Annotated in this window: 11 protein-coding genes; 7 read left to right on the top strand and 4 right to left on the bottom strand. The window is 60.4% G+C overall.

The window, feature by feature from the left end:
* Positions 1–300: 300 nt before the first annotated feature.
* Entirely contained in the window at positions 301–1,206 is a 906-nt protein-coding gene (locus JWR14_RS22875) for a dihydrodipicolinate synthase family protein (RefSeq protein ID WP_299712373.1), read from the bottom strand.
* Between the two features lie 275 nt (positions 1,207–1,481).
* Here JWR14_RS22875 and JWR14_RS22870 point away from each other — a divergent pair, with 275 nt between their 5' ends.
* The 3 genes from JWR14_RS22870 to JWR14_RS22860 all read left to right on the top strand — a co-directional run bounded on the left by JWR14_RS22870 (position 1,482) and on the right by JWR14_RS22860 (position 4,320).
* Positions 1,482–2,435 carry a 4-hydroxyproline epimerase gene (locus JWR14_RS22870; RefSeq protein ID WP_299712370.1) on the top strand — a complete coding sequence of 318 codons (954 nt, stop codon included), beginning with the start codon at positions 1,482–1,484 and terminating at the stop codon, positions 2,433–2,435.
* Between the two features lie 300 nt (positions 2,436–2,735).
* Positions 2,736–3,491 (top strand): AraC family transcriptional regulator, encoded by a 756-nt coding sequence (locus tag JWR14_RS22865; protein ID WP_299712379.1) that lies wholly within the window; start codon positions 2,736–2,738, stop codon positions 3,489–3,491.
* Between the two features lie 415 nt (positions 3,492–3,906).
* Complete coding sequence (locus tag JWR14_RS22860) at positions 3,907–4,320, top strand: response regulator (protein WP_299712367.1); 414 nt, start codon at positions 3,907–3,909, stop codon at positions 4,318–4,320.
* 73 nt (positions 4,321–4,393) lie between these two features.
* Here the strand turns inward: JWR14_RS22860 and JWR14_RS22855 are convergent, their stop codons facing one another.
* Positions 4,394–4,564: a hypothetical protein gene (locus JWR14_RS22855; protein ID WP_179258496.1), complete on the bottom strand. Its 171-nt coding sequence runs from the start codon at positions 4,562–4,564 to the stop codon at positions 4,394–4,396.
* A 242-nt stretch (positions 4,565–4,806) separates the two neighbouring features.
* Between JWR14_RS22855 and JWR14_RS22850 the strand changes: the two genes are divergently transcribed.
* The 4 genes from JWR14_RS22850 (at position 4,807) to JWR14_RS22835 (ending at position 9,545) form a co-directional block, all read left to right on the top strand.
* Entirely contained in the window at positions 4,807–5,478 is a 672-nt protein-coding gene (locus tag JWR14_RS22850) for a glutathione S-transferase (protein ID WP_299712358.1), read from the top strand.
* A 118-nt stretch (positions 5,479–5,596) separates the two neighbouring features.
* Positions 5,597–7,234, top strand: coding sequence for an ATP-binding domain-containing protein (locus JWR14_RS22845; RefSeq protein ID WP_299712355.1), 1,638 nt, complete (start codon positions 5,597–5,599; stop codon positions 7,232–7,234).
* Positions 7,235–7,242: 8 nt separating this feature from the next.
* The gene (locus tag JWR14_RS22840) at positions 7,243–7,740 is read left to right on the top strand and encodes an oxidoreductase (RefSeq protein WP_299712352.1); all 498 of its coding nucleotides are present in this window, start codon (positions 7,243–7,245) and stop codon (positions 7,738–7,740) included.
* A complete protein-coding gene (locus JWR14_RS22835; RefSeq protein ID WP_366144585.1) occupies positions 7,710–9,545 on the top strand; it encodes an ATP-binding protein in 1,836 nt (611 codons plus the stop codon). Before JWR14_RS22840 ends, JWR14_RS22835 begins: the two co-directional genes overlap by 31 nt.
* Before the next feature lie 45 nt (positions 9,546–9,590).
* Here the strand turns inward: JWR14_RS22835 and JWR14_RS22830 are convergent, their stop codons facing one another.
* A complete protein-coding gene (locus JWR14_RS22830; protein WP_299712349.1) occupies positions 9,591–10,445 on the bottom strand; it encodes a helix-turn-helix domain-containing protein in 855 nt (284 codons plus the stop codon).
* Positions 10,446–10,667: 222 nt separating this feature from the next.
* Positions 10,668–10,874, bottom strand: a 207-nt coding sequence (locus JWR14_RS22825) for a hypothetical protein (RefSeq protein ID WP_299712346.1), incomplete at its 5' end; no start/stop codon positions are given.

Below are 10,874 nucleotides of genomic sequence, written 5' to 3'. Positions count from 1 at the left end.
GTCAGGAGCAAAAGAATAGTACCGTGATATTCCGTAAAATATAACGAAAGCCTGATTCGTGTCTTGACGTTAAACGGCGCTTGGCCGATTTTGAGGGTTTTGGGGCGGGCGCAGATGGCTTGCTTTTGTGTTCAGGAGGTAACGCGCTGAACGAGGTGAACGGAGCCAGGAAAGGCTCGTTTTTAAGGCTGGCGGATCAGGAGGAGTGAGAGCGTTCAGTATCGGTCAGGGATAAACCTGCGGCGGCTATGGACCTGTTTCAATGAGAACAAGCCGAAGCCGCCGCGGAAAAATTCGATTTTAGAACGTCGGCAAAACCGGCCGGGTTTCAATCGAACGCTTGATCAATGCTTCCACCGCGAGACGTTCGTCGCCGGCAAGCGGCAAGCGCGGCGGCCGAACCGGTTCGGTGCCCAGACCGACCATGGCCTCGGCCAGCTTGATGTTCTGCACGAGCTTGGCCGAGACATCAAGCGCCAGCAGCGGCGCGAACCAGCGGTAGATCGTGCGGGCTTCTTCCAGGCGGCCCGCCTTGAGCAGCTTGAAGATTGCCACGGTCTCTTCGGGGAACGCGCAAACCAGCCCTGCAACCCAGCCGTGCGCGCCCATCAGGCAGGCTTCCATCGCGAGGTTATCAACGCCGCAAAAGAGCGCGTAGCGGTCGCCGACCGCATTGATAAGATCTGTGAAGCGACGTACATCGCCGGCCGATTCCTTGATCGCAACGAGCTTCTTTTCATCGGCGAGATCGGCGAACATTTCTGGTGTCACATCAACGCCGTACGCGAGCGGGTTGTTGTAGACCATGATCGGCAAGGGACTCGCACTGGCGACCACGCGGAAGTGGTTGAGCGTTTCGCGCCGGTCCGACAAATAACGCAGACCCGGCAGCACCATGTAACCGGCAGCGCCGTGCTTGACGCCGAGTTCAGCCTGGCGGCAACCGTCGAGCGTGCTGTTTTCCGCAATCGTCAGCAACACGGGCACGCGTCCCTGAGCTGCATCGACGCCGATATCCAGCACGTCCAGCTTCTCGTCGAGCGAGAGCGTCGACGCTTCGCCAAGCGATCCGCAGACGATAATGCCGTCGACCCCGGCCGCGATCTGCGCCTCGATATTCTTCTTCGTCCAAGCACGGTCTATGCTGAAATCCGCATTGAACTTGGTCGTGACGGCGGGCATTACGCCTTCCCAGATATGCGCCATGGCGGCTCTCCTAAAAGTAATCGATTGAGTGGAGTCTAAGCATTGCAGAAAGGGCCGTCTTGCACGTTGCGCGCAATTACGATGCCGATTTCGGCACAGCCGGACGATCCTGGCCTACGAAGCGAGCGGCCTTGTCTGTGGCAGAATCATGTCATCAGCCCTGGTTATCTTAGGGCTCAGGGGCTCATCAAAACGGTACCATCTATGCCGAAATCGGCATCAAATTCGCTGAGCGGCACCAAGACGGGTCGCGTCCGAATTTCTACGATGGCAGCATGAAAATCCTACACTTCATCGACTCCCATACGGGCGGCGAGCCCACCCGTCTCGTCACGTCGGGAGGACCGGATCTGGGCAGCGGCACGCTGGCCGAGCGCCTGGAAAACCTTCGCACGAAACATGACGACTGGCGCTCGGGCGTGATCACCGAACCACGTGGCTCGGACGTGATCGTAGGGGCATTGTTGTGCGAGCCGGATGACCCTGCGTGTGCGGCGGCCGTTATCTTCTTTAATAACGTCGGGTATCTCGGCATGTGCGGCCACGGCACGATCGGCCTGATCGTGTCGCTTGCTTACTCAGGGCAGATTCAGCCGGGTTCGCACCGGATCCAGACCCCTGCGGGTTTTGTCGAGGCCACCTTGCATCCGGACGGCAGCGTGAGCGTGCGCAACGTACCGGCGTACCGATACCGGCAGGCGGTCCGCGTGAATGTGGATGGCTATGGGCCGCTGACGGGCGATATTGCCTGGGGCGGCAACTGGTTTTTTCTCGTAGCCGATCACGGCCAGGATCTCGTTGCGACGAACCTGACCCGGCTGACGGCATTCACCGACACCATTCGCGAGGCATTGCAGGCGCAAGGTATTACCGGCGCAGACCGCGCGATGATCGACCACATCGAATTGTTCGCGGACTCACCGCGCGCGGGAATCGACAGCCGCAATTTCGTACTGTGTCCGGGCAGCGCCTACGACCGTTCGCCATGCGGCACAGGCACAAGCGCGAAGGTCGCGTGTCTCGCCGCTGACAACAAACTGGCAGAAGGCGAGGTGTGGCGGCAGGAAAGCATCATTGGCAGCGTGTTCGAAGCGAGCTACCGGCGCTCGGACAAACTCGCGGGCCAGGCGGTGATTCCGACCATCACCGGACATGCGCACATCATGGCCGAAGGCCGGCTCTGCTTCGACAGCACAGACCCATTCGCCTGGGGTATCCCCTCAGTCTGAGTTCCAGTCCGCGCAACGCGTCCGCCGTTCATTCGTCCTCTGATCGCCTCGAGTCTCCCTGTCGTCAACACCAATTTTGACGGACGCTTCTCGCCTCTATAATCGGGCGCAGCGAGGTGCGCGCCCCTGCACGCGGCATGCGTGGCAGGGGCGGCACTTGCGGACCCCGACGACGCCAGCGAGACGCGAATGACCATTACGACGGACCGTCCGGCGCATGCTGAACCCGAACACGGCGCCGCGCCCCCCGGCTTGCATACCACGCTCACTGCCCCCGTGGGCGCTGCGACGCTCGAGGCCATGCTGCAGCATTTCAGGCTGCTGGAACCGGTCTTCGACGCGATGCCCGATATCGTTTTCTTCGTGAAGGACGCGCAGGCGCGTTACGCGCTCGTGAACCGCGCGCTGGCTTCGCGCTGCGGCCTGAAGGACAAGCTGGGGCTGCTTGGAAAGACGGCGGAAGAAGTCTTTCCGCAACGCTTTGGCCGCATTTATACGGCGCAGGACCAGGCGATCATCGCGCAGGGCAACCCGATGATCGACCAGCTCGAACTGCATCTCTATCCGGCGCGTCAACCCGGCTGGTGCATGACGTCCAAGCAGCCGCTCCACGATGCGCACGGCACGGTCGTCGGCCTGGCCGGCATCTCGCGCGACCTGCAGGCAGACGAAGGGACGCACCCGGCTTACAGCCGGCTCGCGGCCGTTGTCCAGCATATTCAGAGCAACTTCGTGCAGCCGCTGAACATGCCGCATCTGGCGGCGATGGCGAACATGTCGATTGCCCAGCTGGAACGGTATTTTCACAAGGTCTTTCATCTGACACCGCGTCAGGTGTTGCTCAAGACACGGCTCGATGCGGCCACGGCGCTGCTTGTCACGCACGAAAAGGTCACCGACGTAGCGGCGTTATGCGGGTACACCGACCACAGTGCGTTCACGCGGCAGTTCAAGGCGACCGTGGGCCTGACGCCAACCGAATATCGCGCGCTGTTGCGGACTCATCATGTGGTTACGCATTCCGCAACACATGCCGCCACAAAGCTTTCATCGTGATATTGGCGTCGATAAGTCTGAACTTTCGAAACGGCATACCGGGTAAAAAATTACCTGCCTGGTTGCCGAAACGCAGCCTTTACACGGCCGATGCACGCGCAGACGCGGAACTGAAATGAACCCATTAGGGTTTGCGCAAAGCCCCGTGTAGAGGGGTTTTCACGGTGGTTCCTCATGCGGTTTCTGCGCTCGGTCTGTTTTTTGCTGCAAGCTTGTTCGACAAGCAATGAGCAAGCAATGAGGCATACTGCGCCCGTTGAAATTTTACTCCGCGCGACGTTCGACACCGGCGCACGCGGCATATCACACGGTGCCGCATGGATCTCATGCCGTCGTGCCGTAAGGTCCGCAGTGGGTGAGACGCGAGAGCCGCGACATTGGCACCAGAATCCAGTTTGGGCTGTTAGAAAAGATAATGATGAATGAAGTAGCGAGACTGGGACATACCAGGATTGTGCTGATCGAAGATGACCTGGAGAGCCGCGAGTCACTGCGAATGCTGCTGGAGGAAGAAGGCGCGGAAGTCTTTGCCGTGGCGGACGCCGAAGAGGGCGCCGAGACCGTCATCCGGGAGTTACCCGACGCGGTGATCTGCGACATCGATCTGCCGATGATGGATGGTTTTTACCTGATCCAGCGCCTGCGAGACCACGAGATTCGAGGCAACCTGACGCCATCGATAGCGATTGCGCTGACGGGCCACGACGGCGACGAATACCGCTTGCGAAGCATTGGCGAAGGGTTCCAGCACTTCATGACCAAACCCGCGCACCCCGACGCCCTCGTGACACTGATCCGGCATTCGCTCAGCTCGCGCGTGCTGTCGTAGCGTTTATCCGCACCGCCGGCCCGCACGCGCAGGACAAACACGTCCTGCGCGCTGACGACACTTGATGACGGTCCTATGACCGGTCGCGGTTGCGTGCGCGAGTGGCGCCGGTAATCACCGCGATGCCCAGCAAGATCACATCGACAATCATGATGGTGTGCTGCGCGACATGCATGGCGACCAGCGCCCATGACACGCCGCCGATCAGGATCAGCCAGCCCAACAGATAAATAACCAGGGTCATCGAATGGTCCTTTCGTGTTGTTTTGATTTGTGAAAACAGGAAACTGCAGCGAACGCCAACCCATGTTCGATCATCGCAGTTGCACAAAGCGGGCCTCACCCGTGTATTCAACACTAAACCGAGGATGAGCTCGGTGTGAATACGAACGCCCGTACGCAGCCATGTTGTATTCTTGGCGCGTTTGCGCCCGGACTGCAACCTCGGATTTAAACCCCGGTTTTAAACCCCCACGGCAATCTTCCATGCTCATTGTTCACCATCTCAACAATTCCCGTTCACAACGCGTGCTTTGGATGCTTGAAGAATTGGGCGTTGAGTATGAAATCAAGCGTTATCAGCGCGACCCCAACACCATGCTAGCGCCGCCCGAGTTGCGCGCCGTGCATCCGTTGGGCAAGTCGCCGGTCATCACGGACGACGGCCAGACGATCGCCGAGTCCGGCGCGATCATCGAGTATTTGAACGAGCGTTATGGGCAAGGACGTTTCGCGCCCCCGCACGGGACCACGCCTGAACGCCTTCGCTATAACTACTGGATGCACTATGCCGAAGGCTCCGCCATGCCGCCGCTATTGCTCAAACTGGTGGCGCTGCGCATCGGCAGCGCGCGCATGCCGTTTTTCGTCAAGCCTATCGCGCGCCGGATCGCGCAGACCATGCAGGACAGTTTCATCGACCCGCAATTGAAGCTGCACTTCGGCTTCATAGAGAGCGAGCTGTCGAAGTCTGAATGGTTTACGGGCGATTCTTTTAGCGCCGCCGACGTGCAAATGAGCTTCCCGCTCGAAGCCGGAATCCAGCGTGCGGGCGCGAAGAAGCTTCCCCACGTAGCGGGTTTCGTAAAGCGGATTCACGAGCGTCCGGCGTATCAGCGGGCATTGCAGCGTGGCGGAAAATACGATTTTGCGGACTGATCCGGGAAGGCCGCGCGGCTTGCGTACAATGGCCGCTAGTTGCCGGAATCCTGCTTGAATCAGGCTCTTTCCGGCTCATATACGCTCATTCACACGCACTTAGGCCCGAAGGCGAAGCATGGCTCGAATCGTCCCCGACGACTGGAAGAATATGGAAGCGACCGGCGCTGCCGTGCGTGAACTCGACACGCTGGCGCTGCTCGCAAAACTCCCCGACGACTACACCGTGTATCACGGTGTTCACTGGACCCGCATCAACGAAGGTTTTTCGGTGTTCGGCGAAGCGGATTTCGTGGTGGTCGCGCCGTCGGGCCGGGTGCTGGTCATCGAACAGAAGGCGGGGTTCCTGCGTGAGACACCCGCGGGCCTGATGAAGGTCTACATGCAGAAAGAGCGCAACGTTGCCGTCCAGCTTGCACGGACGCTCGAGAACCTGCACCGGCGCTTCACCGCCGCATTCGGCGCGGGCACTTACCGGATTGAAGAGCTGCTGTATTGCCCGGATTACACGGTGAAGGACGCGTCCATTGCAGGCGTGCCTGAAGCCCGTATTGTCGATGCCAGCCGTCGAGCGAAGCTGCCGTCGGTCGTGCTGGATATCCTGCCGCCCAGTGAGCCGCGTTTCGAAGCGTCCGCGCGGATTCATCACTTTCTCTCCGACGAACTCGCCCTCACGCCCGATACCAACGCGCTGGTCGGTCAGGCCGACATGCTTGTCACCCGGCTCTCGGGAGGCCTCGCCACGTGGGCGCGCCGGCTGGAATTCCAGCCGTTCAGGCTACGCGTGATTGGCACGGCCGGCTCGGGCAAGACGCAACTGGCGGTGCAAGTGATGCGTGATGCGGTGGCGAAGGGCCGCAGCGTGCTGTACGTGTGCTTCAACCGGCCGCTGGCCGACCACATCCGCCTGGTCGCGCCGCCCGAAGCGCGCATTGCCAATTATCACCAGCTCAGCGCCAGTGTGACGCGCGATGCCGGCACCCCGCCGGATTTCAGCCAGCCGAACGTATTCACTACGCTGGAGGAGCGTTTCGCCAATGTCGAGATTGCGGAGCACTGGAAGTTCGACGTATTGATTGTCGACGAAGGCCAGGATTTCCAGGCGGCCTGGGTGGACGCGCTGGCCCGTTTGCTGACGCCGGATGGTGCGTGGTGGTGGCTTGAGGATCCGATGCAGAACCTGTATTTCCGCGACCCCGTGCCGCTGCCCGGCTGGACCACGCTGCGCGAGACCACGAACTATCGCAGTCCGCGCGACTTGCTGGCGTATATCCGGCGGATCGTCGGACGCGAGGTGCGGCTCGACGCCGGTAGTCCGTTCGACGGTTCCGAAGTCAGTCTTTCCACCTACGAAAACGGCCATCCCGACGAAGTGATCGAGGCGACCAAGCGAGCGATCACCCAGGCGCTGGCGCTCGGCTACCGGAAGCAGGACATCGCGGTGCTGTCCTTTCGCGGGCGCGAAGGCTCGGTGCTGACGTCGGTCGACCAGCTCGGGCCGCATCGCTTGCGCAGCTTCACGGGGAGTTACGATTTGTTCGGGAATCCGGAGTATCGGGAAGGTGACGTGCTGCTCGAATCGATCTACCGGTTCAAGGGGCAATCGGCGCCTTGCGTGATCCTGACCGAAGTCGATTTCGACAATTTCGACGAACAGGTCGCCCGCAAGTTCTTTGTCGGCGCGACGCGTGCCACTATGAAGTTGATCGTGGTGGCGTCCGAACGCGCGGCGCGCGCGTTCGACGAACAGCATTGACCGCCGCCATGACACAACAGCAGGTCTTGAGAACGCTCGCGGCTTCGCTGCTTGTCTTGTTGCCGCTTGCCACGAGCGCGGCACCATTGACGCTCGACGTGGAGGGACTGATCGGGCGTACTAACGACGTTGACCATAGCGTCTATCACATCAGCGAAGCCCAACTACTCAAGCTTCCTGTCCACACAATCACAACCTCGACCACCTGGACGCCGAAATCCACCTTCTCCGGGCCGCTCCTGGGTGACGTGCTGAAGCTCGTGGACGCACGCGGCGACGCCATCGAACTGCGCACGATCGACGACTATTCCTACACGGTGAGCGCGAAGGAAGCGGAGCGTTACGGCGCTATCCTGGCTTACAGCAGGAATGGCGTGCGCCTCACTGTCAGCAAGTTTGGTCCGCTATTCCTGATCTATCCGCGCGACGCGTATCCGTCAGAGCTGAGTGGTTCGGCCGCGGACGCGAAGTTCGTGTGGCAGATCAAAGGGATGGCCGTGAAATGATGCGTGCGGGGTTGCGCCGTTTCAAAGTTGCGATGCTGGTTGCGGCAGCCATTGCACCGCCGCTTGGCGGCGCGGGTTACGTGCTGTATTCCGTGCTGCTGGCGAATCAGACCACGCAGCAACTGACCATGCCGTACGACGGTTTCTACTGGGACGGTGCGCAATTCCAGATTGCGTACGGCCGGTTTGCGAACCAGATTCTGCTGTATCGCAGCGGGATCGACGCCGATACCGATGAGATCCAGCTCCGCTTCGAGGTGCTTGAATCGAAGCTCGCCGTTGTCACCACGTCTACCGCGATGCTCTCCGATAGCGGCCCCCTGCGAAACCGACAACAGGAAATCCTGCGGCAACTGGAAGCAGCGCTCGAGTCTATCGAACCCGATATTGATTCGTTGAAGAGGGAGCCCGGGCGCACGCTGAAGATCATTGGCGTATTGCGGCAGAACCAGGATGCAGTAAACGAACTGGCGAATGGCCGCCGCGTGGTCGACGTGGCGGAACGTGACTACATTGCGCGCGATTTTGTTTCAAAGCGGCGTTATCTGTTTGCGGCGGGCATGCTGCTCGCGCTGCTCTCCATGGTCGCCACCGCCATGCTGCTGCTCAATGGCCAGCGGCGTTCGCGCCTGATTCACCAGCAACGCGCGGCGCTCGAAGCGCAGCATCAGGCAACCCGGGCAGCACGCGAAGCATCGCAGGCGAAGGACGCGTTCCTCGGCATGATCAGCCATGAATTGCGCACACCGTTGCATGCCATTGTGTCGTCGGTGGAACTGCTCGAACTGAACCTGCATAGTGAAAGCGATCGCAAGATCATCCAGCGGCTCGAGACCGGTGCACGCCATCTCGAGGCGCAGATGCGCGACCTGACCGACTTCGCGAGACTCGGCGCCGGCAAGCTTGAATTGCGGCTGACTGTATTCGATCCAATGGAATTGCTTGACTCGATTGTGGACGCGAATACGCCCGCGGCGGTGGCGAAGGGCCTGCTGTTGCGCGGGCAGTTCACGGGCGCGGCGGGGCTGGTGGAGTCGGATCAGCACCGGCTGCGTCAGATCGTGACGAACCTGGTGACGAACGCTATCAAGTACACCGATTCCGGTTCGGTCGATGTGCGTTTCGAACGCTCGCTTGAACGGCTTGATATCTCTGTTATCGACACAGGTCCCGGGATTGCGCGCGAACAGTTGCCGCTGATCTTCAAGGAATTCACGCAGCTCGATTCATCGACCACCCGGCGTTTCGATGGCGCCGGCATGGGCTTGGCCGTCGTGCGCGGACTGGTCGAATTGCTGGGCGGCGTGGTCAACGTGTCGAGCGATGTCGGGCAGGGCGCCGCGTTTCGCGTGAGTTTGCCCGCCGCACCGGTGGCACGAATGCCCGAGCGCGAGCGTGCGCCCGCGGACTTGCCACCGTTGAAGAAAGCACGCGTGCTGGTAATAGACGACCACGACTCCATCCGCGAGTCGCTGACCGAAATGCTGGCGCACCTGGGTTATGCAAGCGTGGCCATGTCCGACGTGGATAGCGCGCTCGCATGGCTCGAGAACAATCAGGCCGATGTGATCCTCGCCGACCTGCACATGCCGGGCAAGGACGGGTACTCGTTCGTGAATGAATACCGGGCCCGGCGGGCGGCAGGCGCGAGCTTGCCGGTGATCGCGGTGAGCGCCTACGCGCCGGATCTGGTCGACCCGAGCGCCGCCATCCTGTTCTTCGATTACCTGCTCAAACCCGTGCGCTACGAAGTGCTGAAAAGCGCCTTGGCGCGGGCGTTATCGGCGACACGGCGAATCCATTGAGTGATTGAGCATTGACATGCGGCGTTGCGTCGAAAGTCAGGAAAGTCAGGCCCGCTGCAAACGCTTCGACAAATCCGCCACAAGGATCGCCATGCGCGCCGGTTTTTCGAAACATGTGACGTTATAGCGCTGGATGATGTCGCTGATTTCCGACTCGCTTGCCTTGCCGGTCGTCAGTTCGCCCGTCAACACGAAGATGGGCGCATCCGGGTTGTCAGAGTTGCGCACGGCGCGGATAGCGTCGGCAGACGTATGCGCCCCGAACAGCCAGTCGATCACCACCGCGTCGAACACTTGCGTCTGCAGCGCTTGCGAGAACCCTTCCAGACCATACAGCGCGACCGCTGTGAAACCGCTGCGCTCGAGATAATCATGCAGGTTGTCGGCCGAGGTCTGGTCGTCGTCCACGACCGCGATCAGCGGCTTGTCCATGTCCGTGCGACGCGGCTGGATCTCGATCTTGTGGACATCGTGAGCGGCGTGCAGCAACACGCCTTCGTGCGTTGTCACGAGCCAGCGGCCGTTCATGTTTTGCGCAATGAAATCCGGGCGGCTACCCGGGTCGAGCGCCTCGCCAATCCACGCAACGCACGGAATTTCGATCGCGCCGAGCATCAGGACGGCGTCCTGGGCGGTGCCTTCAGTGTCGTCTACGTCAGCGTTCTTCGCGTCGAAGAGTTGCAAGGCAGGCTCGCCGAACGCGTCGGCCACGCGGCGGATCTGTGCAAGCGTCCACGGGCTATTGCCACGTAACTTTCTATGCCCCTGCGAGAAACTGAGGTCGAGGATGCGGCACAGCTCGGCCGTCTGCTGACGCTTGCCAATGCCGTGGCGATTCATCAAATCGCGTACGCGCTGGGCGACTGCGAGGGAATCAGAGGATGAGGTTTCAGTGACCATGCTGCTGTGGACCAGTAAAAGCGCGTGGCAGGTTCGAAGAAGGTGACGCCGATTTTTAGAATAGATCGGGGGGTATTGTAGGCGTAAGAGAGGTCTAGTTCGAAAAACTCTTGCGAAGATAAACGCCTGTGTTGCAAGGGACAGGGAGGTTGTTACCGGTTGCGAACGCACGAGCCTGTTTGAACCGCTAATCGGTTCGCCCCGGGCAAACGTTATCGACCATCAGATAGCGGCAAGAAATCGCCCGAAGCAATGCAAAACGATCGACCGGATAGTCGGGATGTTTGACCGCCCGCGTAAAACATCGCGGGCTGGCTGGCGAACGCGCAGCAAATCGGATTTCGGATTCTTACCAGATTCCAGAAGGTTTTCTCCAGTGCAGAGGGAATTATTCGTACGATCGTTCGCATAGAATCTTCTCCAGATCCA

This window comes from Caballeronia sp. (assembly GCF_028292365.1).
Classification (GTDB): Bacteria; Pseudomonadota; Gammaproteobacteria; order Burkholderiales; family Burkholderiaceae; genus Caballeronia.
Note: the sequence above shows the minus strand (reverse complement) of the source record. Positions and strands in the feature narration are given on the sequence as shown.

Bases quoted from the DNA above. Each gene is read 5' to 3' on its own strand.
- JWR14_RS22855 (WP_179258496.1), bottom strand. From the start codon at position 4,564: ATGACCCTGGTTATTTATCTGTTGGGCTGGCTGATCCTGATCGGCGGC.
- JWR14_RS22845 (WP_299712355.1), top strand. From the start codon at position 5,597: ATGGCTCGAATCGTCCCCGACGACTGGAAGAATATGGAAGCGACCGGC.
- JWR14_RS22840 (WP_299712352.1), top strand. From the start codon at position 7,243: ATGACACAACAGCAGGTCTTGAGAACGCTCGCGGCTTCGCTGCTTGTC.
- JWR14_RS22860 (WP_299712367.1), top strand. From the start codon at position 3,907: ATGATGAATGAAGTAGCGAGACTGGGACATACCAGGATTGTGCTGATC.
- JWR14_RS22865 (WP_299712379.1), top strand. From the start codon at position 2,736: ATGCTGCAGCATTTCAGGCTGCTGGAACCGGTCTTCGACGCGATGCCC.
- JWR14_RS22875 (WP_299712373.1), bottom strand. From the start codon at position 1,206: ATGGCGCATATCTGGGAAGGCGTAATGCCCGCCGTCACGACCAAGTTC.
- JWR14_RS22870 (WP_299712370.1), top strand. From the start codon at position 1,482: ATGAAAATCCTACACTTCATCGACTCCCATACGGGCGGCGAGCCCACC.
- JWR14_RS22850 (WP_299712358.1), top strand. From the start codon at position 4,807: ATGCTCATTGTTCACCATCTCAACAATTCCCGTTCACAACGCGTGCTT.
- JWR14_RS22830 (WP_299712349.1), bottom strand. From the start codon at position 10,445: ATGGTCACTGAAACCTCATCCTCTGATTCCCTCGCAGTCGCCCAGCGC.